20 protein-coding genes are annotated in these 22952 nt (G+C 36.6%); 5 read left to right on the forward strand and 15 right to left on the reverse strand.

Annotated elements, in window-relative coordinates:
* Positions 1 to 285: 285 nt before the first annotated feature.
* Both B154_RS28190 and B154_RS0110010 read left to right on the forward strand, forming a co-directional pair.
* Positions 286 to 1962, forward strand: a complete 1677-nt coding sequence (locus tag B154_RS28190; protein ID WP_018613847.1) for a GAF domain-containing hybrid sensor histidine kinase/response regulator — start codon at positions 286 to 288, stop codon at positions 1960 to 1962.
* 132 nt (positions 1963 to 2094) lie between these two features.
* Positions 2095 to 2637 carry a 5' nucleotidase, NT5C type gene (locus B154_RS0110010; protein WP_018613848.1) on the forward strand — a complete coding sequence of 181 codons (543 nt, stop codon included), beginning with the start codon at positions 2095 to 2097 and terminating at the stop codon, positions 2635 to 2637.
* 112 nt (positions 2638 to 2749) lie between these two features.
* Here B154_RS0110010 and B154_RS0110015 read toward each other — a convergent pair whose 3' ends face one another.
* From B154_RS0110015 to B154_RS0110055, 9 genes are all read right to left on the reverse strand, one after another.
* Complete coding sequence (locus B154_RS0110015; protein WP_018613850.1) at positions 2750 to 4135, reverse strand: Gfo/Idh/MocA family protein; 1386 nt, start codon at positions 4133 to 4135, stop codon at positions 2750 to 2752.
* A 126-nt stretch (positions 4136 to 4261) separates the two neighbouring features.
* Complete coding sequence (locus B154_RS0110020) at positions 4262 to 5161, reverse strand: 3-keto-disaccharide hydrolase (protein WP_018613852.1); 900 nt, start codon at positions 5159 to 5161, stop codon at positions 4262 to 4264.
* Between the two features lie 50 nt (positions 5162 to 5211).
* Positions 5212 to 6066 carry a fumarylacetoacetate hydrolase family protein gene (locus tag B154_RS0110025; protein WP_018613854.1) on the reverse strand — a complete coding sequence of 285 codons (855 nt, stop codon included), beginning with the start codon at positions 6064 to 6066 and terminating at the stop codon, positions 5212 to 5214.
* Positions 6067 to 6332: 266 nt separating this feature from the next.
* Positions 6333 to 7097 (reverse strand): SDR family NAD(P)-dependent oxidoreductase, encoded by a 765-nt coding sequence (locus B154_RS0110030; RefSeq protein ID WP_018613856.1) that lies wholly within the window; start codon positions 7095 to 7097, stop codon positions 6333 to 6335.
* An 80-nt stretch (positions 7098 to 7177) separates the two neighbouring features.
* Positions 7178 to 8161 carry a glycoside hydrolase family 43 protein gene (locus B154_RS0110035; RefSeq protein WP_245542578.1) on the reverse strand — a complete coding sequence of 328 codons (984 nt, stop codon included), beginning with the start codon at positions 8159 to 8161 and terminating at the stop codon, positions 7178 to 7180.
* Between the two features lie 132 nt (positions 8162 to 8293).
* Entirely contained in the window at positions 8294 to 9532 is a 1239-nt protein-coding gene (locus B154_RS0110040; protein WP_018613860.1) for a BamA/TamA family outer membrane protein, read from the reverse strand.
* A 240-nt stretch (positions 9533 to 9772) separates the two neighbouring features.
* Positions 9773 to 10294, reverse strand: coding sequence for a DUF4382 domain-containing protein (locus B154_RS0110045; RefSeq protein ID WP_018613864.1), 522 nt, complete (start codon positions 10292 to 10294; stop codon positions 9773 to 9775).
* Between the two features lie 158 nt (positions 10295 to 10452).
* Positions 10453 to 11349 (reverse strand): cation diffusion facilitator family transporter, encoded by an 897-nt coding sequence (locus B154_RS0110050; RefSeq protein WP_018613865.1) that lies wholly within the window; start codon positions 11347 to 11349, stop codon positions 10453 to 10455.
* Between the two features lie 81 nt (positions 11350 to 11430).
* Complete coding sequence (locus B154_RS0110055) at positions 11431 to 11841, reverse strand: OsmC family protein (protein ID WP_018613868.1); 411 nt, start codon at positions 11839 to 11841, stop codon at positions 11431 to 11433.
* Positions 11842 to 11887: 46 nt separating this feature from the next.
* On the opposite strand from B154_RS0110055, the gene B154_RS0110060 reads away from it, so the two are divergent.
* From B154_RS0110060 to aat, 3 genes are all read left to right on the forward strand, one after another.
* Complete coding sequence (locus tag B154_RS0110060; RefSeq protein WP_157580644.1) at positions 11888 to 12688, forward strand: hypothetical protein; 801 nt, start codon at positions 11888 to 11890, stop codon at positions 12686 to 12688.
* 305 nt (positions 12689 to 12993) lie between these two features.
* Positions 12994 to 13929 carry a lipoyl synthase gene (lipA, locus tag B154_RS0110070; RefSeq protein WP_018613871.1) on the forward strand — a complete coding sequence of 312 codons (936 nt, stop codon included), beginning with the start codon at positions 12994 to 12996 and terminating at the stop codon, positions 13927 to 13929.
* Between the two features lie 165 nt (positions 13930 to 14094).
* On the forward strand, positions 14095 to 14751 hold the full coding sequence (gene aat, locus B154_RS0110075; RefSeq protein WP_018613872.1) for a leucyl/phenylalanyl-tRNA--protein transferase: 657 nt from the start codon (positions 14095 to 14097) through the stop codon (positions 14749 to 14751).
* A 10-nt stretch (positions 14752 to 14761) separates the two neighbouring features.
* Here the strand turns inward: aat and B154_RS0110080 are convergent, their stop codons facing one another.
* From B154_RS0110080 to B154_RS0110105, 6 genes are all read right to left on the reverse strand, one after another.
* The gene (locus B154_RS0110080; RefSeq protein ID WP_018613874.1) at positions 14762 to 15751 is read right to left on the reverse strand and encodes a glycosyltransferase family 9 protein; all 990 of its coding nucleotides are present in this window, start codon (positions 15749 to 15751) and stop codon (positions 14762 to 14764) included.
* A 173-nt stretch (positions 15752 to 15924) separates the two neighbouring features.
* Positions 15925 to 17421 carry a PAS domain-containing protein gene (locus B154_RS0110085; protein ID WP_211217476.1) on the reverse strand — a complete coding sequence of 499 codons (1497 nt, stop codon included), beginning with the start codon at positions 17419 to 17421 and terminating at the stop codon, positions 15925 to 15927.
* A gap of 249 nt (positions 17422 to 17670) precedes the next feature.
* On the reverse strand, positions 17671 to 19323 hold the full coding sequence (gene ade / locus B154_RS0110090) for an adenine deaminase (RefSeq protein WP_018613876.1): 1653 nt from the start codon (positions 19321 to 19323) through the stop codon (positions 17671 to 17673).
* A gap of 666 nt (positions 19324 to 19989) precedes the next feature.
* Complete coding sequence (gene trmD, locus B154_RS0110095; RefSeq protein ID WP_018613878.1) at positions 19990 to 20667, reverse strand: tRNA (guanosine(37)-N1)-methyltransferase TrmD; 678 nt, start codon at positions 20665 to 20667, stop codon at positions 19990 to 19992.
* A 52-nt stretch (positions 20668 to 20719) separates the two neighbouring features.
* Complete coding sequence (locus tag B154_RS0110100) at positions 20720 to 21112, reverse strand: RNA-binding S4 domain-containing protein (RefSeq protein WP_018613879.1); 393 nt, start codon at positions 21110 to 21112, stop codon at positions 20720 to 20722.
* A 224-nt stretch (positions 21113 to 21336) separates the two neighbouring features.
* A complete protein-coding gene (locus tag B154_RS0110105) occupies positions 21337 to 22791 on the reverse strand; it encodes an NADP-dependent isocitrate dehydrogenase (protein ID WP_033411544.1) in 1455 nt (484 codons plus the stop codon).
* Positions 22792 to 22952: the final 161 nt, after the last annotated feature.

Genomic DNA, 22952 nt, shown 5'->3' on the forward strand with positions numbered 1-22952 from the left:
TTAGGTAAAGTTGTAACACCGCATTTAGTAATTTTTTACGTATATATTTTTTTATACTTATATTCTTAATATCCTTATTATTTAACTCTCCGCAGTTATTTTCCTTATTTTTTTAAAAGCATTATTAGTTAGAAAAGGAAGTGTTATTTATAAGTTTGAAATCAGTAAAAACAATTGTCGCCAATATTAACATTATTCGAAAGCACCATTCCGTTTATAATAAATTCAATAAAACGGAGTTTAATATAAACAAAAACAACTTCTTTTTAAACTTTTTACTATTTTATGAAAAAAGCTCCATTGGCTCTTAATGAAGAAATGAGGCTAAAAGAACTGTATTCACTTGCCATATTAGATACTGAAAATGAAACAGACTTTGATGAGCTTGTACAATTAGCCAGTTATATATGCCAATGCGATATATCGTCAATGACTTTAATTGATAAACACCGGCAATGGTTTAAAGCAAAAAAAGGCATAAGTGAAACAGAGACGCCGATAGAATTTTCTTTTTGTGCTCATGCAATACTTGAGAAAGAAGTATTTATAATTGAGGATGCCCGGGCAGATGATAGATTTTTTGATAACCCTTCTGTAAGTAATGGCCATATCAGGTTTTATGCGGGAGCCGCAATTCAATCAGAAAATAATTTTCCAGTAGGCACCATATGTGTGGCAGATTCTAAACCAAAAAAATTAACTAAGGAGCAAATTGATATTCTTTCCAGTTTGGCACGGCATGCTTCAACACTACTGGAACTGAAAAGAAAAAATAAGTTATTAAAGGAGCTGGCAATTGAACAACAGCTTTTGAAAGAAAAAGCAGAAAAAGCATCGAAGGCGCAAGAGCAGTTTCTCTCTACCATGAGCCATGAGATAAGAACGCCTCTAAATGGAGTTATTGGTATGATTGATTTACTTTCACAAAATTCCCCTCGCCCGGATCAAGTACATGATATCGATTTTTTGAAATCTGCCTCAGCAAACCTTCTGCATATCGTCAACGATATATTAGATTACAATAAGATAGAGTCAGGCAATCTCAAAATTGAAAAAACTGCCTTTAATATATATGAAGTAATCTCCGAAATTGAAAAAATACATCAATTAAAGGCAAAGCAGAAGGCTATACACTTTACTACATTTATTGATTCCCGCCTCCCCACGATGGTGATGGGAGATCCGACAAGAATAAAACAGGTATTAAATAATATAACAGACAATGCTATAAAGTTTACAGAAAAGGGATCGGTAAAAATAGATGTTGAATTATACAATAAAGATACTGATACATTATCGCTGCTTTTTAAAGTAACAGATACAGGTATTGGTATAGAAGCAGATAAGTTGACAAATATTTTTGAAAGGTTTTTCCAGGCAAACTCAAATACAACCAGAATTTATGGAGGAACAGGCTTAGGACTTGCAATAACTAAAAAGATACTTGAATTGATGAATTCACAAATTCGCGTGGACACGACTAAGGATCTTGGAAGCTGCTTTTCTTTTATTTTAACCGTTGAAAATGTAAAACCAGAAACAACCTATAGTTCGTCTCCAATATCTGGTACCGGGAAAGAAAGTAAATTACGGAACTTAAAAGTTTTAGTGGCAGAAGACAACAAAATGAATAAAGTTCTGATTGAAAGATTTTTAAAAAAATGGGAAGTAAATGCAGATTTTGCCATCAATGGTTTAGAAGCCATTGATAAAGTATCTAAGGAAGATTATGATCTTATTTTGATGGATCTACAAATGCCTGAAATGGATGGTTATGAAGCGACTAAATATATAAGACAAGAATTAAAAAAGACTTTGCCAATTATAGCAATGACAGCAGATGCCCTTTTTAATTCTGACAATCATATTAATACATTCGGCTTAACAGATTATGTTTTAAAACCCTTTAACCCGACCACATTATCGACCAAGATTTTTGAGTATGCTTTTCGTGCCAAATAAGCCGGTAACAAAAAATAATTAACGCACATAAAAAATCTGTTTGCTTTAATACTGCTTTCCTCATTACTTGTATCATAAATTCTGCAATAAAAAATCGTAGAGAAAACTATTTTTGTGCACAATTATTTCAAAATGAGCAGAAGGAAAACTATAGCAATTGATATGGATGGAGTGATTGCCGATACAGTTGCGCAATTTATTATTTGGTATGAAAGAGAATTTGGAGAACGCATAGAAAAAGAAGCTTTTCATGGTGTACCTGAAAGCGAAGGACTTCCTAATGGGGCAGTTAGAAAGTTTGTGTATATGCCGGGATTTTTTCGAACCATTCCGGTGATGGAGGGAGCAAAAGAAGCTGTGTTGGAACTTACGAAAAACTTCGATGTTTATATTGTTTCTGCAGCTGTGGAATTTCCGCAGTCTTTGGCTGAGAAATATGAATGGCTACAGGAAAACTTTCCCTTTATATCATGGAAAAACATTATTTTTTGTGGAGACAAGAGTATAATTGGTACTGACTATATGATAGACGACCATGTCAAAAACCTGGACGGGTACAGCGGAAATTGCATTTTATTTACGGCCGGTCACAATATGGGCATTGAAAGGCACACACGCATCAACACCTGGAAAGAAGTCATAGAATTGTTTAATAAAGAACTAGAGCACGCGTGACGTTCGTATCGTCTTAAAAAAGTGTTTAAGGAATGACCTCGGCAAAAAAACAGCGTACTGCCAGAGTTAATTCTCTAACTGTACGCTGTTTCTATTTTTTATTAAATCTTCTTTAAAACTCTTCACTTAGCCCGAATACAGGCTTAGCTGTTTGCCATTTTCCTCTTGTAAAATCCGGTATTTGCTGCAATTGACCACCTTCAGCAATTGACTTTTCACTCAAAGGAGTAATTGCATACCAGGTAGCAAGATCATACACATCAAGTGGGAAAGGGACATTTCTTTTAATAGATTCTATAAAAGCATTATCGACAAAAAAGTCCATTCCTCCATGCCCTGAACCTGCTGCATCACTTGCATATCGTTTCCACAATGGATGATCATATTCTGACAACATTTTTTCGGGGTTCTCCCACTGGTCATTCGGGCTCTTACCTTCCAGGTAAATCCTTCCCTCTTTAAAGTCCCCGTCATGATGTTCCTGCCACAATCCATCCGTTCCCTGTACCCTAAATCCTAAATTGTAAGCTCTTGGTGAACTTGTATCCAAGGTCAATATTATTGTTTCACCATTAGCAGTCTGCATTTGGGTAGTTACGATATCACCCTGCTTAAATTTTATTTTCGCATTAGGATGATTAGGCCCACCCTTTGGATGATTAACAATGTAGCGATGCAGTCCCCTGGCTTTGGTAGAAATGGATGATAAAGTGGTTAACCTGTTACCACGATTTAAATCTATGATAGTCGCAATGGGGCCAAGGCCATGGGTAGGATAATTATCTCCATTGCGATCAATGTAGTGTTGAGTGCGCCATTTTGCTTCACTAAAACCTTTGTCTCCAAACTCAACCCCTGGATTATTTGCTATGCCATCATTAAATAAAACCCCACGCAAGTCATGCTGGTAGCCACCTCTTAAATGGAGTATTTCTCCGAACATCCCTTTTTTTACCATGTTGTGTACGGCCATCAGATCACGCCTGTAACAAACATTTTCAAGAACCATTATCGGAACTTTTGTTTTTTCATGCGTGTCAACAAACTCCCAGCAGTCCTGCAGTTTAATGGCGCCGCAAACTTCCACTCCTACTATTTTACCAGCTTTCATTGCATCTACGCTTTGAGGCATGTGCCATTCCCAGGGAGAAGCAATGATAACAGCATCTATGTCGTTCCGCTTTAGTAAATTTTTGTAATCATGTGGTCCATTTGTATATTCAACCGGGACTTTTTTATTATACTTCTGAACAACTTTCTGAGCCATCCCCATCATTTTCTTATCAGGATCAGCCATTGCTATTACCTGAACATCGTTTCTTTTGAGCATTTCATTCAAATGGGTTTGGCCACGTAACCCGACTGCGATCATCCCGACACGAACAACAGATTTGTTTTCATTTGCAAATAACTGTGCAGGAGTATGTAACAACGATGCGCCAATGCCCGCCATAGCTGAGTCTTTTATAAACTTTCGACGATCATATGAAGAGTTCATGATTAGTGGGTTTTATTACTGGTATTACCAAATGTAGGTATCGGTTTGATTGACTTATTACGCAAACGTTTGATGAAAATCGCTTACGGTTCATCATTTTTGAAAAATCACTTAAAAAGTGTCATACTAATATAGACACTTCCTGTTATCTGATTTTATATAGTAATCTTTGTAGTTCTTTGCTTTTCGGTCTGTACATCCTTCTAAATTTAAAATTTCTATTCTTCTAAAATCTATTGGATGACTTTCAGCCTGTAAAGCTATGTAACCTTCTTTCAATGGAGTATTCTGGCGGCTTTCCCAATATTGATAATTGTCTACATGCCCCCATTTCCAATCTGCATCCTTTCCAACAAATCCACCTCCAACTTCAGGCTTCTCATATGTAAGAACGGTATCTCCTTCTACAATGTGCTTTATAACGGAGTCACCCAGCACAACCACAGTCATACTCACCCATTGGTCTCCATCGTAGGTTTTTGATTTTGAATCAATACAATGGGCTTCACTGATTTTTCCATCTACATGTACCTGTGTTCCGGGAGTACATAAATTGCCTGTGTGTCTCTCACCTTTGCCGAGTCCGCCAAGCAGTTGCACCTCAAGAGAAACAGGAAAGTTCTGGTTAATAGTAAGGCTTTTAGCTGATTGGGAGTGTATCATAACACCGCTGTTCCGTACATTCCATGTTTCTCCACCTGGTGTTTGGTCACCTCTAAAACGGTATTGATAACGCAAAATATAGTATGAATAAGGTTTCTTATAATAAAGATGCCCGTATTTGTCATCAAAAGTTTTATAATCATCGTAGACAATGCGAAGCATACTGTCTTCTACTCGGAATGTATTTTTATAATTATCATTTAGCTTTTGACCTGCAATTTTTATGTTCCATCCCTCAAGGTTTTTACCATTAAACAACGACACCCAATCTTCCTGCTTACTATCATTTTGGCAATAGGCCACGTTAAAGGAACAGGAAATGAATAAAAAAAAGAAAATAACCCTTACATGGATTTTAATCATTAATATAATTTTTCAAATGACGTGATTTCAAACTGCTTAACCCTTGACCGCTATGCACCGTAAGCAACTACTCTTTGCTTTGACGAACCTAAACCTACAATTCCCAACTCCATCACGTCGCCTGCTTTTAAATAAACCTGCGGGTTCATTCCCAGGCCTACTCCTGCTGGGGTACCGGTAGAAATAATATCGCCGGGAAGCAATGTCATAAACTGGCTTAAATAAGAAACCAAAAAAGGAATTTTAAAAATAAGGTTAGCTGTTGTGCCATCCTGCATGATTTTATCATTCAGCTTTAACCACAACCGAAGATTATCTATATCTTTAATTTCATCTTTGGTTGCCAAAAATGGGCCTAAGGGAGCAAAAGTGTCACAGCTTTTTCCTTTCACCCACTGACCACCTCTTTCCAGTTGAAAAGCTCGTTCGCTAAGATCATTATGCAGGCAGTAACCCGCTATATAGTCCATAGCATCAGCTTCATTTACATAAGAAGCTTTTTTTCCTATTATTACCGCCAACTCAACTTCCCAATCAGACTTTACAGAGTCCTTTGGTATAACAACATCATCAAAAGGACCAACGATAGCCGAAGTTGATTTAAAAAAAATGATAGGTTCAGTTGGTACGTTTGCATTTGTTTCCTTTGCATGATCTGCATAGTTGAGACCAATACAAATAATTTTTGAAGGACGTGCAACCGGGCTGTCAAGACTTACATTATGTGGCAGAGGTTTTAATTGATCCTGGTTTTCTTCAACGAATTTCTTTAAACGGTTTAAACCGTCATTTTCAAAAAACTGTTCGTTATAATCTTCTCCAAAAGCTGATGCATCATAAAAAGCATCGTATATAATAACTCCAGGTTTTACTTTGCCGTCTTCTCTAAATCGAATTAATTTCATTGGTTTTTTTATTTAAATACAGAATTTTTTTGTTACAGGCATTTCGGCTAGGGTCGGCATCGTTGCTACGCTCAGTTCAACTTTTGGTTATTCTATTGAACCTTTTCACACCATCTTTTTTAAAATACCAATCTGTTAGCAATATTATTTTTATAATAGTTCTCCGAAAAAAGATACAGTACAAGTGAATGACACAACGGGCGATGCATTGCTAAGTAAATGATGGTGGCGAAAAATGCTTCCCTTTTCGTTTAATTGAAATAGTGTCAGGTATTCAACTTAACAAAACCACCATCTATAGAATAGTCATTACCTGTTATAAACGAGGCTTCGTCAGAAGAAAGAAATAAAATAAGATTTGCTATTTCCTCTACATTTCCCATTCTTCCGATAGGTTGCGACTTTGAAAGTTTTTCAAACATTTCCTGTTCTTTACCAGCATAATTTTTTGCGATAAAGCCGTCAACAAAAGGAGTGTGCACCCTGGCCGGAGAAATAGTATTGCTGCGAATATTTGCATGCAGATAATCCCTGGCAACAGATAGGCTCATGGCGTGAACAGCACCCTTGCTCATGCTATAAGCAAAACGATCACTTAGCCCTACCAGCGCGGCAATCGAAGAAAGGTTTACAATTACACCACCTCCATTGGCTTTCATAATGGGCACAACAGCGTGCAGAGAATTGTAAACACCTTTTACATTTACCCTGAATACTTTTTCGAAATCTTCTTCAGTTGTATTTTCAACATTTCCTATATGTGAAATGCCTGCGTTATTTACTAAAATATCGATTTTCCCAATCTTCTGAAATATTTCATTTACCTGCTGCTGGTTACTGACATCGCAGGCATGAGTAAAACCTTTTCCTGCAGCCGCTTCTATTTCGCCTAAAACCTGTTGTGCATTTTCTGCTGAAAGATCTATAATATGAACAGTCGCTCCCTGCTTTGCAAAAACCTTTGCAACAGCTCTTCCTATCCCACTTCCTCCACCTGTAACGGCAGCTATTTTCCCGTCTAACTTAAACATTGGCAGTTTTTTTATTATAAATTTTAAAAGTTACTAACTGTTACATAGTTACCTGTTTCCTTACTTTCGCCTAGTGACGATCATTCTGCGGCCTTCCCATTTTTAAGTTTTTGAAATTCTTCACCCGATATTTTAAAAACTGTTCCGTGCCTTGTGCCTTCCGGAAAATGAACTTCGTCTGAAATATCTTTCCAACGGACAAGGTCTGTTGAAGACACTGCACCATACTGGTGCAAAGTATATTTATCAAAATAAACAATCCATTCATTTCCCGATTTTATCGCCGTAGGCCCTTCCGCCCAATAATCGCCCGTTATTGATTTTCCCGGCTGGCTGTATGGTCCCGTAATGTTTTTAGCAAAAGCAACATGTAAATTTTTCTCGACAGGGTGCCTCGTTTCATTTTTCAGGAACATCACATAACGCCCGTTATCCTTCTGAATGGTGGCGTCTATAACACTAAATGATGGGTCGTATAGCAGTCTGGTTTGGCTGAAATTTTTAAAGTCTTTGGTAGTTGTATAATAAATGCGATGATTGTATTTGCCTTCTGCAGCAGTATCTTTTTGAGGATAACGATTTGTAATAGTAGATGCCCAGTAAATAATGTAAAAACCTTTTTTATCATCGTACGATATTTCAGGCGCCCATGTATTTTTCGTTGCCGGCTCGTTTTGCATAACAGGTAAAAATCGCTGGGGTGACCAGTGAAGCAAATCAGCAGATGAAGTATATCCAATGCCTTTATCATTCCAACTTACAGTCCAAACCATGTGAAACCTGCCATCCTTGCCCCTGATAATACAAGGATCGCGCATAAGTTTGTCTTTACTCACCAAAGGTTTTAAAACCCAGCTATCGTTAAACAAAGCATTCCAATTATAACCATCTTTACTTGAGGCAAAATGAAGACCGTCCTCTCCATTGTTTTTAAAATAACAAAACATAAATACGCTGTCATTAGCGGAGGATGAAGACTGGGTAAACGCACATGCGTAAGGAAAAGATGCAAATAATAATAGAAGTAATATTTGAAAGCTGTATTTGGGTATCTTATTGAGCAACCGTTGTTTTCTTTTTACGATTAAGTTATAAAGCATTCTTACCGGCGAGCGATAGCGTGCATAAAAATAATAATACAAAATGAAACAGCGTCTAATATTACATGAAGAATGTCAAAAATTTTAATTTCAGCTTCAAAAAACTTCACCCAAATTAAGATAAATACTTGAGTAACCTTTACTAAGGGCATAATCAATAGCAATATTAGTATTTGACCTTTTGTTGAATTTAAGTCGCAATCCTCCACCTATTGCCGGATGCGGTCCCCGAAGTCGTTTGGTAGCAGGGTCTGTAATAGTATTAAAGTTGGCAAAAGCAACATAGCCTAATAATCCATTAATAGTAATATCTCTTCTGTATTCACCTTCTACATACCACATTGATTTTCCCCGGTAACGGTTTTGCTCTATTCCTCGTCCTGAGCGCTGGTAAGAATCCCATCCGATACCTGGTAAATCAAGGTAGGGTACGTTGTTATTAAGGGCAGTCCAGATGTAGGACCACAGGGCCACAACTTTTCTTTTTCTGTCTGGTATTGATATATACTTTCTTACGTCGACATAAAGAGAGTTCCAGGTATGGACTCCATTTCCTAAAAAGTATGGATTTGTACGGTAAATAAAATTTGCGTACGCACCAGGCAAAGGGTTAATAGGATTGCCACGTGAATCGTACAAAAGGTTAAACGTAATACCGGAAGATAAAGAATTTTCATTGGCACCGGTGCCGTAATTATAGCCCGTAAATTTTGCTAAACCTATCGTGTCATTAACAGTATTGATGTTAATATGATAATCAAGATCGTACCCAAGGCCAACAAGAAAAAATGGCTTTACCCGTCTCAATACTGTTTGATAAAACCGGATATATTTATAATTGACTAATAATTTGTCATTTTTATAAACATTATTTTTAGTGCCGTATATATATTCAGGATATAAAGAAAACCTTGTATCACCTTGTATATTCCAGGTATTTTTATTGGTATAGATATTTGAACGAAAGGCCAATGAATAACGTCCTTTAAAGTTGAGATAAGGAGAAAAAGAAACGTTTGACAGAAAAGTATTTCGCCGGTTGCCCAGGTAAAAACCGGCAGAAGTAGACGTAATTAATGCTTTACCTCCACCTGGTATGGGCGACGAGACAGGTAATAATGAAAAGTAAACTTTTTTTCCAGGGCTTCTTTTAAGTTTTTTCGGACTAAGTTGAAAATTAGATTTCACTATATCTATAATGTCAATCTGCCTTGTTGTATCCTCAATAAGGTCCATAGTTGTCTGTGGCTTCACTTGTTGTCCCCATGCAGAAAGGACCACACCAGAAACTCCCAAAAATACAATAACTGATTTTACTAAAATATTGGCAGGCATTAGTTTGAGAAAGATTTGTATCAGACATTAAATGAACATTACTATCATAATCATGCCCGTAGGGCAAATGCCTGTCATTCAACTCCAACACTGTATCGCCACTCAATTCTGATTATACAAGATAATAAAAACTTTACTATTAATTTTATAATTAGCAGAATATTTGAAATACAGTTTTAATACAAAAAAGCATGAAAGGCTTTTACCCCATTTCATGCTTTTTTAATCTAAAAAATTCTTTTATTTCACCCTTAGAACCGGCTTTAATTTATAACTTCCCGATCCTGTTTTAATAATTGATACGTCTGCATCAAAGTCAATAATAATATTATCAAGCGTAGCATTTAAATTCTTAGCTACTTTAATTTTAAGGCCGGTTTCATCTCCGCTTGCCACAGATAATGGATAAACAATATTGTCAATTTTTATTGAATTGGCATTCCCTAATATAAACCGGACTTCCTGTACGGTACCGCCAGGAAATGATCCGGTTGCAAGCACAGTATCCACGCCATTTTGAAACTTAAGTAAATTATACACTTTAGCGTTGGTATTCAGAGAAACCCAGGCGGAAGTATCTTTGGCAAAATTTACCCGTACTTCTTTGATGTCTACATTTACTTCCTGTGCGTTGTAAGGTGCATCAGTAAGTTTTACGCTTAATTGAGTATTTGCTTCATTACTTTTCTTACAAGCAGAAAATAAAGCTAAAGCAGTCAATACCGAAAAAGCCGAAAATAGGAAGCTCCTTTTTTTATACATTTTTATAGATTTCCTATAAAACGCCACTTCATCATTAAAATTGTGATTGTATAAAGCGAAGTCGCAAAACGGTTTTTTTCAGTAAAACCCGGAGAATGATTTAAACGATTATTTATTCTAAAAAAATCTAAACAGAAACAGGTTATTTATTCAATTATTTACTCATTACTTTCTTCATATGGCTCTACATGCACCAGTACATTCGTAACTCTTAGATCACTTTTTAACAGTGCGTCTTTTACCAGGTGCGATATCCGGTGACCTTCGGTAACGCTAAATTCTCCATCTACTTCAATATGCAGATCAACATAATAATCGAAACCCATTTTTCTGACGTAACATTTTTCTATACCGATTACATGAGGTACTGCTCCTGCAAGTCTTCTTACCTTCATAACAATTTCATTTGAAGGAGCAGCATCCATTATTTCGGCGAGGGCTGGTCTCAGCAAACCTATCGCATTGTATATAATTAATCCTGCGGCAATAAGGGCGGCCCAATCGTCTGCACCTTCGAAACCTCTGCCACCGATTAAAGCAATGCTGATGCCTATAAAGGCGGCAACCGAAGTAATCGCGTCGCTGCGATGGTGATAAGCATCTGCTTTTACGGCCTGGCTTTTAATTTTTTTTCCAACGTTTAAAACATACCTAAACATTGTCTCTTTAATAATGATTACAATAATAAGTATGTATAAAGTAAACTTTTCTGGCAACTCATGAGGGGTAGTTATAAATTGAAGTGAATTATAGGCTATCCATAAAGCAGCACCTATTAAAAAAAGTGCAATTACTACTGCGGCTAAAGGCTCGGCTTTGCCATGCCCATATGGATGTTCTTCATCGGGACTTTTTAAAGCAATACGAAGCCCTATCCACAAAAGTGCAGAACTAAAAATATCTGCACCTGTCTCCGTAGCATCTGCAATAAGTGCGTAGGAGTGTCCTAAATGTCCTGCTATACCCTTTACAAAAACAAGAATTATACTTATTGCTATGCCTATTAAAGTAGTCTTCATTCCGGTAACGGAGGGATGTATATTACTTTCTGCCATTATTGTGCTTAAATTCTCAATTAGTAATTTAAAAATCTACATTCTTACTCCCGTTCCAACTTTCGTGCGATAATTTGTGCCCTAATTATTCCACTTAAACTCTACATCCTTTTTAATATCAGGATGCAGGCTTTCAAAAACAGGACAAGTCATCGCTGCTCTTTCTAAAATTGTCCTTTGTTTTTCATCTGTCTGTACATCTTCAGGAAATTTTATCACAACTTTAATTTCTCCAATTTTTCTTGGGTTAGCAGACATTATTTTAGTAATATCTACTTTGGTTCCCTCCAGCCGTACACCCATGTCTCTTGCTTTTATCCCCATTATCGTCAACATACATGTCCCGAGCGCTGTAGCTACCATATCTGTTGGTGAAAACCGTTCACCTTTACCCTGGTTGTCAACCGGTGCATCTGTTTCAATTACGGTTCCGCTTTGCAGGTGTGTAGCAACTGTTCTTAAATTTCCTTCGTATAATATCTGTGATGTCATTGATAGTAATTTTGCATTAAATTTACACGTAACTAATTACATAAAAGTGAAGAAGATAGTTTTTGCATTATTGTGCACAATGGTGATAACTTTAGGTTACAGCCAGGGCAAAGATATACGCCAGCAGAAAAAGGAAGAAAAAAAAGAAAAGTTAAGGGAGATGATGATGCAGGAAGAGCAGGGGGCCATCATCTATCAAAAGCAGACTATTTTTGGAGTTAAGCTTAATACAGATGGTTATGGAGCTTTTTTAGAGTTTGCACGCTTTAAAACTGCACGAAAATCAAACTTATTTAGTTTAGAGCTGGGAGAAAGAAAAAGTTCTAAAGAGGAAAAAATCACATCAGCGCAGGGGGGCTACTTGAGTAATCCCTATATTTTCGGAAAGATTAACAACTTTTACTATGCTAAATTGGGATATGCGCAGCAGCGTTTAATTGGAAATAAAGGAAATAAAAATGGTGTAGCTGTCTCGGCAATTTATGGTGGAGGCTTTAGTGCAGCTTTATTAAAGCCATATTACCTAAAAGTTGCTGATCCTAATAGTAACGAAGTCACAGATGTGAAATACAATAATAATGATGATGTTTTTTTAGATAACCAGAATTTAGTTTTAGGCGCTGCAGGTTTTGGAAAAGGTTTTGGTGAAATGAAATTTACGCCAGGCGCCTTTGTAAAAACTGCTATGCGCTTTGACTACGGACGCTATAATGAACTCGTAAGCGCAATTGAAGTGGGCCTGCATGTAGAAGTTTATTCAAAAAAAATTCCGATGATGTTGTTGAATAAAGACAAGCAATTATTTTTTAATGCTTATGCAGCTATTGCCTTTGGAAGAAGAAAATAAGTGCATTGTTGGATTAGTTAATAAGGAGGGGCCGGAGTTTGAAGTTAAAGAAAAGGAAATGTTTGAATGGAAATTAAATTGCATAAATATAATTTTTTAGATATTCTTTTTTTAGTGAATTCTTCTTTTTCCTCTGTAAATGCTCGTAACTGTTGTTATAAACTAATCTGCTAAAGTTCATTTCGCTTGTCACACTTTGAGCTTTTTATATTTAAATGTAAGACCTTTGTTATTCATTTATTGAGTGGGCAGAAGTATACCGCTCGATAATAATTTTAATTCATTTTTAATTTTATAGGTATTCCATGCAAGAATTACCAGTAGTAGCTAAAATAGACACAACAACCTCAAAAATAAAAAAGCCGGATTGGCTTAGGGTAAAATTACCCATTGGTGAAAGCTATAAACATGTTCGTGGACTTGTAGATACGCATAAACTTCATACCATTTGTGAAAGTGGCAATTGCCCTAACATGGGTGAATGTTGGGGAGAAGGTACTGCAACTTTTATGATTTTGGGAAATACCTGTACCCGTAGCTGCGGCTTTTGTGCCGTTGCTACGGGTCGGCCTGACCCTGTTGATTGGGATGAACCTCAAAGGGTCGCAGAAGCGATTCATCTGATGAAAGTGAAACATGCAGTTTTAACAAGTGTTGATCGTGATGAACTGAAAGATGGCGGTTCAATTATATGGTACAATACTATTAAAGCAGTGAGAGCTTTAAATCCTGGTACAACTTTAGAAACTCTAATTCCTGATTTTAAAGGCTACGCAGACCAGGTGCAGCGAATAATAGATGCAGCGCCAGATGTGGTAAGCCATAATATGGAAACAGTTGAAAGGCTAAGCCGGCAGGTTCGTATACAGGCAAAATACCGCAGAAGCCTGGAAGTACTTCGCATGTTGAAGGAAGGTGGAATGAGAACAAAAACCGGAATAATGCTTGGCCTAGGCGAAAAAAAAGAAGAAGTCATTCAAAGTATGGAAGACCTTGTAGCCGCAGGCGTAGATGTACTGACACTTGGTCAATATCTTCAGCCAACAAAAAAGCATCTGCCTGTTGAAAGATTTGTTCATCCAACTGAATTCGCTGAATTAAGAGAAATAGGATACGAATTAGGCTTCGATTACGTAGAAAGTGGGCCGCTTGTTCGTTCTTCATACCACAGCGAGAAGCACGTGATACCGGGCTACGGACGAAAGAAATATGAGGAGGAAAAGGAAATGATGATTGTATAATTAATGTTCGATATAATTTTTAAACGATAGCGCCACCTCGCTATCGTTTTTTTTATTGGAATATTCTATAAATCACGTTTTCTATTTTTATAAAAGATTTTTGCTTTCTTAGGCCGAGTTATTGTAAATTATATTCCTTCTAATCTTTAAAACCAAACATGTTGTATGCCTTTGTACGTTGTTGATAAAAATCTTTGGTTTCCCCCTGTCACGGAGGCTTTGCCTGATGGCTTACTTGCTATTGGGGGAGACCTGTCGGTAGAGAGATTATTACTGGCCTACCGGCAGGGCATCTTTCCATGGTTCGATGGAGATGTGCCTATGTGGTGGAGTCCTGACCCCAGGTTTGTTCTATTTCCTGATGAACTGAAAGTAAGCAAAAGCATGAAAGTTCTTTTAAAAAGGAATGCATTTGAATTTACTGTCAACAAAGCTTTTACCGAAGTCATAAAAGCGTGCAAAGAAAAACAACGCATCGGGCAACCTGGAACATGGATAACAGATGACGTAGAATCAGCATACATACAACTACATACATCCGGATATGCACATAGCGCAGAAGTATGGCTAAATGAGGAGTTGGCGGGTGGTTTATACGGAATTAAAATGGGCAATATTTTCTTTGGTGAGAGTATGTTTAGCCATGTTAGCAACGCGAGCAAGTATGCATTTATAAAATATGTAAGTATGTTGAAAAAAGAGGGTGTGCAATTAATAGATTGCCAGGTTTATACAGAGCATCTCGAGAGCCTGGGAGCAAGAATGATAGAAAGAAAGACATTTTTACAATTTATAAGACATTTATCAGTAATGAATAAATAAGATGTTATCATCATTTAATACTTTCCTCAACAGTTTTTGCTATCTCTGAAATATTCTGATTTTCCATGCATTTAAAATGTCCTAACGGGCATTTATTGTAGCCGATTTTGCTACATGGCCGACACCACAATCCATTAATTTCAAATAAATCATTTGCAACCATTATTTTACCGTAGTAAGGGGTCATACCAAAAGAAGGGACGGTATTTCCCCAAATACTTAAAACAGGCTTTTTAAATGCGGCGGCTATATGCATTAGACCAGTGTCGTGTGTTATTATCAGCTTTGCCCTTCGCACCAGGTCAGCACTTTCGTTTAAGCTGAATTTACCGCAGGAATTATATATTTTCACAGGGTCAACTGAAGCTATTTCATTACCAGCCTCTTGATCTTCTGGTCCTCCTAACAAAATAATAGGATGATCTACTTTTTTACACAGCTCTTTCAATTTATGTATGGGAAGTTTTTTGGTATTAAGTGCTGCTCCTATTACAATACCTATATATCCTAACGACTGTGCTGCTGGTATATCATTATCAGGAACAATATCTTTTTCCAGGATAAAATAATCAAGACCTTTTCCATCATTTTTTACGCCAAAAGTTTTTACGGTAGCCAGGTACCTATCAACTATATGCACCTTAGGCATCACATTTATTTTTACCGCAGTCAACAGCCACTTTTCTATATTCAACTTATTGAACGAAAAAGAAGGAATACCTTTTAAAGCCCGTTTTACTTTTAGCGTGCGTAGGTTGTTATGAAGGTCAATAATATAATCGAAATTCTCTTTTTTTAAATCATCGATTAATCCGTTTAAATTATCGGCAAGTAAATGAACCTTACTGATATAAGGATTGCTTTCAATAATTTCTTTAAAACTTCTTTTTGTTAAGTAATGTATCTCGGCACCCTCAACTTGTTGTTTAAGACAACGGACAACAGGGGTAGTAAGAACAATATCACCAATAGAAGAAAAGCGAATAATCAAAAATTTCATGGAGCGAAGGTAAATCGCTAATCTTAAAGCTGAAAGCAGAAGAGATTTTCTTTAAAAACAGTAAAAAATTGGAAATTAGTGAGTAACAAAAATTATGACAGCCAATAGTTTCAGTAAATAATTGGGGTAAAAACTTATAAAACCATTCATAATATTCTTAATGAAGTTCAACTTTAATTATTGGCTTTCATTGTTTGTTGCACCATGTTTATGATGCTTTTATCAAGTTCTTTCGCAGAGGTTTTTATGTATTCAATTATTTTAACGTTGGATGAACTGACCGGGTCTTCAATATCCAGAATTTCTGTTAGTCCCAGTATATTCGCCAACGGAACTCTTACTTTGTGCGAAGTGATAAAGGCTATTTCCTTTAGCTGCGCATTTTGCTGTTCAATTTTTCTTTGATGCAGTTTACTTTCTGTTATGTTTTGCAAAAAACAACCTACACCAAAAATTTTTCCAGATGCATTGTAAATAGGATTAAATCTAAGTCTCGTATGCCGACATTTATTATCAATTTCGAAGTCCATATCAACAGAAAATTTTTCACCCTTCAAAGCTCTTTCATACAGACTTTTCCATTTGGTATCAAACGCATTTTCTTTGTCATTACAAAACGCGACTTTCCCGATCCATACTTCTTCGCTAAAATAATGTTTATACCATTTTCTAAAGGGCTCATTAAAAGTAAAGTACCTGAAGTCACAATCAATTGACCAGATAAGATCTTGCGTATTGTTTATCAAAGCAGAAAGGTTTTGCTCGTTTTGATAAATCCTTAGTTCATCCTCTTTTTGCCTGGTAATGTCTCTAAAAAAAACACAAAATCCTCCCTTCTCAAAAGGATATGCCGATATACGATACCAGGCCTTTGTTCTTTCATAATATGTTTCAAAGTGCAGTGTCCGGCTTTTTTGTAACTCCAATGAATATTGCTTGTATAAAAATTTCTCTTTCATACTCGGAAAAAGATTGAATAACTTATGACCTTCAACTTTTTCTACCGACACTTCTACCATGCTTTTAAACAATTCATTGGCTTTTTGTATTGTCAGGTCATAACCAAGTATAAAAAAACCATCTGTAATACTATTAAGAATAAGTCTTAGTTGTTTTTCTCTCCGGATTAATTCAGCTTTAGCATTTTCCAGTTCTGTAATTTCATATGCTGACAAGAGTATTGATTGTGCATTTTTTAATGCAATTTCTCTTGTTGTTTCCTGGCAAATAATTACTTCTTTGTTTTTCTTTTGATGTTTATGAATATTACATTTTCCATCTATTTTATCGGTTGTTAGGCGTAATTGATCAATTGACATTTGTGCAAGTTCCTCTGTTGTGTACCCATATTTTTCTAAAGCCGCCTTATTTACATTGGTAAACTTTTTTGTCTCCAAATTATATAACAACATCGGTGTGGGAGTATTGTAAAACAAATCTTTGTATTCTGCCTGCGATTGCCGAAGTTGCTTATTAGAAGATTTAATCATGAGATGCAAAAAAACGGTAACAGCACAAACAAAAAAACAGCCCTTAATAGTTTGTATATGCGTTATTTGAAATGAAGAGATATTTGTTTGACGATGTAAGAAAAACTTATCACTGAAAATTATCCAGACAATGCTCATTACCATAAAAGAAAAAGGGACTTGTATTTCAGATCGCTTCATAAATCTCATGTGCCGAAGATAACTTAAGGAATTATATATGGTATAGGATATTCACTTCGTAAAAATACGGCAGGTAGTGATATACAAGAGCTATGTAATATCTATTAGCAATAGAGTGCTGTTGTTGCTGTATAAAAATTCCATTTTCATATTTTTGTGCTACAAGCACTATTAGACACTATTGCGGATAATAAAAAATTATATTGCTTTTTCATCCAAATTCTTATGAAACTTTACACAGGGTTAATACTAGTGTGTTATAAGAACGAAATTGTCACCGTCGAACAATCCTTTATCACTTAGCTTCAAATGAGGTATAACCAGAAGCGCCATAAAAGAAAGCGTCATAAATGGAGAGGATAATTTTGTACCAAGGCTTGCAGCCATCTTGTCAATCTCAGTATATTTTTTTGCCACGAGGTAACCATCTTTATCGCTCATTAAACCTGCGACTAGCAGGCCTAAGACCGTTGTAGCATTTTTGCTGACGCAACTTACTCCACCTTTTTCTTTTATTACAAGATTTACTGCTGTAGCAATGCTTTCATCATCTACCCCTACGGCAATAATATTATGACTGTCATGTGCGACGGTTGATGCTATTGCTCCTTCTTTAAAACCAAAATTTTTAATCCAGCCAATAGAAACAGGCGCATTTTTATACCTGTTAATAACGACTATTTTCAATATGTCTTCATCAATGTTACTGTATAAAAAACCACTAGCTTTGGTAAGCCTTGAGGCAGGCACGGCTAATTTGTTTGTAATAAGCTGGCCGTCCAATGCTTCTATAACAAAAATTTCATCATCTGCATTGTGCTTTGCAGGTACTGCAAAATCTGCAACTACTTTAAGTGCACAATCAAAGTGGTTTATACTTTCTGCAGCAACAGACAATATTCTTGTTACCCCGTTTTCCGCGACAAGTTTTCCATTGATATATGTTTGTAAAATATTAAATTTTACAAGGTCTTCAGCTATAATAAAATCAGCAGGATCGCCGGGACGAAGCATCCCAACGTCGAGTTTATAATGCAATACAGGGTTTATGCATGCTGCCCGTAAAACTTTATAAACATCAATGCCTTTTGCTACAGCCCTTGCACATAATGTATTTATGTGTCCTTCCACCAGGCTGTCGGGATGCTTGTCATCGCTGCAAAACATTATATTATTTGCATTTTCATGAAGTAAATCTGCCAGCACTTCAAAATTTTTAGCTGCACTACCTTCCCTGATAAGAATTTTCATTCCATAATGAAGTTTATCGAGAGCTTCCTCTGCTGTAAAACATTCATGGTCAGTACTTATACCGGCTTCAATATATTGCTTTGCCTGTTCTCCGCGCAAGCCCGGAGCATGACCGTCTACAGGCTTATTTAGTTTATGTGCTGATGCTATTTTTTTTATTACTTCTTCATCTTTAAACAACACGCCGGGAAAATTCATCATTTCACTCAGGTATCTAATATCATTCCGTTCAAGCAAATTTTCTACGTCATTTGCATTTAATTTAGCTCCGGCTGTTTCGTGAATGGTGGCAGGTACACAACTTGGAGCACCAAAATTAAATTTAAACGGTGCCTGTCTGCCGTTGTTGATCATAAACTCAACCCCTTTTAAACCACATACGTTCGCAATTTCGTGTGGATCACTTATTGTTGCAACGGTGCCATGCACAACGGCAAGCCGTGCAAACTCAACAGGTACTAACATACTGCTTTCTATATGCACGTGACTATCAATGAATCCTGGCAGTATAAAACCTTTCACTGTTTCATTTTCCAGCTTTGAGATGGTTTTTATTATTCCGTTTTCAATTTCAATCGTCGCAGCATATATTGTTTCATTTGGTATATCAACAAGATTGCCTTTTACAGAAAATGTAAATTCATTAACCATACTCAAATTATTTAAATAGAAAATACAAGGATTATTTTGCCAATTACTGTAAATGAAGTTATAAATAATTAAAATTAACCTATTTAAGCCTTGTCTGAAACTATTGCCACCAATAAAGTTCGTGGCAGAGAGAACCCATATGGTAAAAAGAAATTTGTTTGTGGGAGTAGTAAAACTAAAAAAGTCTTCCGGTAAGAAGACTTTTTAGAAGATTTTTACAATTTAAAAATCTTTTAGAAAATACAAATTCACTTCAATAGGTTAGTAACGACCACTTGTTCTTGTGCAAATATCTCAATTAATTTGAAAGGCGTTATCTATAGAAGGTAAAATAATGCTCCATAAAGACATTATTTAAATTAATTTAAAAGACTGTATTAAACCTAAAACAATTAACCCCGCCTTTTTTTTGCGGGGTCAGCTTTTTTGTTTTTCCGTTAACCTCATGGTTTTTCAAGGTAATAGGAAAATTGTTGTCTCCTGGCTTTCAGGATTCTTTTGGATTTCTTTGGTTCTTCGGAAATTGGATAAAACGGGGCCATATCAAATATCAAGGGTACTTCGTATTTGATGATTCAAAGTTATGCCCTTTATTCTTACATCTTAAAGTTCAGTAAGGTTTTGAAATGCCCCAATCGGACATAACTTAAGAAAAATTCGATTTTATTAATCACTTAATAAGTCAGGCCTTCTTTGTTTTGTTCGCTCTACTGATTGTTCTGTCCGCCATTCATCTACTTTTTTAGGGTCTCCCTGAATGAGTACTTCAGGTACTTTCCACCCTTTAAAGTCAGCAGGACGTGTATATACGGGCGGAGCCAGTAAATCATCCTGGAAAGAGTCAAAAAGGGCAGACGTTTCATTACTTAAAACTCCAGGTATCAGCCTGCCGATTGCATCCACTACTACTGCCGCCGCAAGTTCACCTCCGCTCAACACATAATCTCCTATCGAAATTTCCATTGTCACGTAATGTTGCCTTATCCGTTCATCTATTCCTTTATAATGACCACAAATAATAAGAAGATTTTGCTTTAAAGATAAGCGGTTAGCAGTTTTTTGATCAAAACGGCTGCCATCGGGAGTCATATAAATAATCTCATCGTATTTACAATTCTCCTGCAATTTTTCTATGGCGTCCGCCAGCGGCTGGCACATCATTACCATTCCGGCTCCGCCACCAAACTGGTAGTCGTCTACCTGTTTCTGTTTGTGAGTACTGTAATCGCGCAGGTTAATAACATTCACTTCAAATAAACCCTTTTCTTTTGCTCTTTTTAAAATCGAATGTGAAAAAGGGCTATCAAGCAAAGCAGGAACCACACTAAGAATGTCAATTTTCATTAAGCAAATTTAGTAATATTGGATCCTAACAGATTTTTAGATATTTTAAATTTTATACGTCTTCAACAAAATCATCTAAATCTCTTCTTTCTTTTTTTGTAGGGCGTCCAATTTTACTTAATCTTTTACCGGTATGAAAAGATGCTGCCTGGGTTTTTATAAGGTCAGGATCTTCTTCGGGGGTTAAGTCGATATAATGTTTTATTGCTTCGCTATATTGCACCCTGTTTGCAAGTAACCCCGTCACTTTTATTATCCATTTTTTTGCTTCAGTCTTCACTTCATATTCATCGCCGACGTTAACAGGTTTGGAAGCTTTTACCGAATCTCCGTGCAATTTTATTTTGCCTTTTTCGCAAGCTTCGGCTGCAAGGCTCCTGGTTTTAAAGATCCGTATAGACCATAAATATTTATCTATTCGTAGTTTTTCTTTTGGTTCTGCCATAATCTATTAATTGTTACTATTTCTTTTATAATAACTGCCTCAATTTTGCTCCAAAATTAAAATAAAAAGGATTGTTAGTATTAATGCTAACAATCCTTTTTATAAGCAACAAACTTTCAAATTTGTTGTTATTTTACTATTTGTATTGAAGATCAAATCAAAGCTTCAATGTGATTATAAAGCTGGCTAACAAAATAAGATCACGCTCAGATTTGGTTCGCAATTTATTGTCCTGCAGCCAGGGAATAGGCTTTTTTGCCGTCCCAAACATTTAGAAGCTCTGTTGAGCATACTTTAAACTCCTGAGCAAGGTGACGGTAAAGCTCTATAACATCAGTTTGTGTAATGGAAACTTCACCAACACTTTCAAAACGGCAGGCATAAGTGTTAACCAGGTTGGTAAACATACTGCCGGTTGGCCAGACCTGTGTACCTCGATTACTGATAGTAACGAGTTTAAATAATCCAAATGTATGGGCAAGGCATTTGGCTGCGACAACAGAAGGCTGTTCATTGCTTTCTATAAAAAAATCTACACCGATAATAGTTTCATTGGTATTTTCCCGATTTTCCAGCATTGGATTTTTATCGAGCTTAAAGACAGTTGGAGTAACCGGCATATTCTCGAGCAAAGGCTTCGGATTGTTGGCGGGAACCTTGCCAAAGTTACTTATAATGGCATCTGCAAATTGAGTAGTGTTGAGAGCGGGGACTGACTTATCTCCGAAATCGCCGGTATGGTCACCTTGCTCTAATGTGTACAATAAAGCGTTTTCGATAGTAGCAGCACTGCGCATTAGTCCCACATGCCTTAACAATGCTATACCACTAAGCAATAATGCGGTAGGGTTTGCAATATTTTTCCCCATTATATCAGGAGCGGTACCATGAACTGCCTCAAAAATAGAAATATGATCGCCAATGTTTGCAGAAGGAGCAAAACCAAGGCCGCCGACAAGCCCCGCGCAAAGGTCAGAAACAATGTCTCCCTGCAGGTTTGTTAAAACTACCACGTCAAATGCATCTGGCCGAGTGACCAATTTCATACAAAGGTCATCGACTATTATATCATCCGCCTTTAACTCCGGGTATTCTTTTGCAACCTCATAAAAAGTTTGAAGGAACAGCCCGTCTGTAAGCTTCATGATGTTGGCTTTGTGTCCGCAGGTTATCCTCCTCGTACCTTTCTTTTTAGCCATCTCGAAAGCATATTTTATAACCTGCAAACTGCCGGGATGAGTTATAAACCTGCGACTAAGCGCGACATCATGGGTAAGCATATGTTCAATGCCTCCATAAGTATCTTCAATATTTTCACGGACAATTGTAATATCAATGGGAATTCCTGCTTTCGAAAAAACGGTATCTACTCCATGCAGCGTCTGAAAAACGCGTTTGTTAGCATAGGTATTCCATGTTTTGCGTGCAGTTACGTTAACACTTTTCACTCCTTTCCCTTTAGGAGTCTCCATAGGTCCCTTAAACAAAATGCCTAAGTTTTCTATTGTTTGTTGCGCCCGCGGCGTCATGCCATTGCTATACCCTTTATCAAAAACCCATTTACCCATATCTACATATTCATACTCTAGCGGCACATTGGCCGCCCTGAAAATATGAAGTACTGCTTCCATGATTTCCGGTCCTATTCCATCCCCTTTGGCTACAGCAATTTTTGTCATAATTATGAATTTTACATTAATGTGATAAAGATAAGTTTTGTGCCAGCCTCCGGAAATAAAATGTGTGGAGTTTACCAGCTGAGAAAACAAGCCAATCTTTTATATTCTGATACTTTTTTAGTAATAGTTCTTTTTATATTTAAACATTTTCCTGATCTTCT

It is taken from the genome of Segetibacter koreensis DSM 18137 (genome assembly GCF_000374045.1).
GTDB classification, from domain to species: domain Bacteria; phylum Bacteroidota; class Bacteroidia; order Chitinophagales; family Chitinophagaceae; genus Segetibacter; species Segetibacter koreensis.

Bases quoted from the DNA above. Each gene is read 5' to 3' on its own strand.
- B154_RS0110100 (WP_018613879.1), bottom strand. From the start codon at position 21,112: ATGGCAGAACCAAAAGAAAAACTACGAATAGATAAATATTTATGGTCT.
- B154_RS0110015 (WP_018613850.1), bottom strand. From the start codon at position 4,135: ATGAACTCTTCATATGATCGTCGAAAGTTTATAAAAGACTCAGCTATG.
- lipA (WP_018613871.1), top strand. From the start codon at position 12,994: ATGCAAGAATTACCAGTAGTAGCTAAAATAGACACAACAACCTCAAAA.
- B154_RS0110055 (WP_018613868.1), bottom strand. From the start codon at position 11,841: ATGACATCACAGATATTATACGAAGGAAATTTAAGAACAGTTGCTACA.
- B154_RS0110020 (WP_018613852.1), bottom strand. From the start codon at position 5,161: ATGATTAAAATCCATGTAAGGGTTATTTTCTTTTTTTTATTCATTTCC.
- ade (WP_018613876.1), bottom strand. From the start codon at position 19,323: ATGGTTAATGAATTTACATTTTCTGTAAAAGGCAATCTTGTTGATATA.
- B154_RS0110025 (WP_018613854.1), bottom strand. From the start codon at position 6,066: ATGAAATTAATTCGATTTAGAGAAGACGGCAAAGTAAAACCTGGAGTT.
- B154_RS0110085 (WP_211217476.1), bottom strand. From the start codon at position 17,421: ATGAAGCGATCTGAAATACAAGTCCCTTTTTCTTTTATGGTAATGAGC.
- aat (WP_018613872.1), top strand. From the start codon at position 14,095: ATGCCTTTGTACGTTGTTGATAAAAATCTTTGGTTTCCCCCTGTCACG.
- B154_RS0110010 (WP_018613848.1), top strand. From the start codon at position 2,095: ATGAGCAGAAGGAAAACTATAGCAATTGATATGGATGGAGTGATTGCC.
- B154_RS0110040 (WP_018613860.1), bottom strand. From the start codon at position 9,532: ATGCCTGCCAATATTTTAGTAAAATCAGTTATTGTATTTTTGGGAGTT.
- B154_RS0110105 (WP_033411544.1), bottom strand. From the start codon at position 22,791: ATGACAAAAATTGCTGTAGCCAAAGGGGATGGAATAGGACCGGAAATC.
- B154_RS0110050 (WP_018613865.1), bottom strand. From the start codon at position 11,349: ATGGCAGAAAGTAATATACATCCCTCCGTTACCGGAATGAAGACTACT.
- B154_RS0110045 (WP_018613864.1), bottom strand. From the start codon at position 10,294: ATGTATAAAAAAAGGAGCTTCCTATTTTCGGCTTTTTCGGTATTGACT.
- B154_RS0110080 (WP_018613874.1), bottom strand. From the start codon at position 15,751: ATGAAATTTTTGATTATTCGCTTTTCTTCTATTGGTGATATTGTTCTT.
- B154_RS0110030 (WP_018613856.1), bottom strand. From the start codon at position 7,097: ATGTTTAAGTTAGACGGGAAAATAGCTGCCGTTACAGGTGGAGGAAGT.
- trmD (WP_018613878.1), bottom strand. From the start codon at position 20,667: ATGAAAATTGACATTCTTAGTGTGGTTCCTGCTTTGCTTGATAGCCCT.
- B154_RS28190 (WP_018613847.1), top strand. From the start codon at position 286: ATGAAAAAAGCTCCATTGGCTCTTAATGAAGAAATGAGGCTAAAAGAA.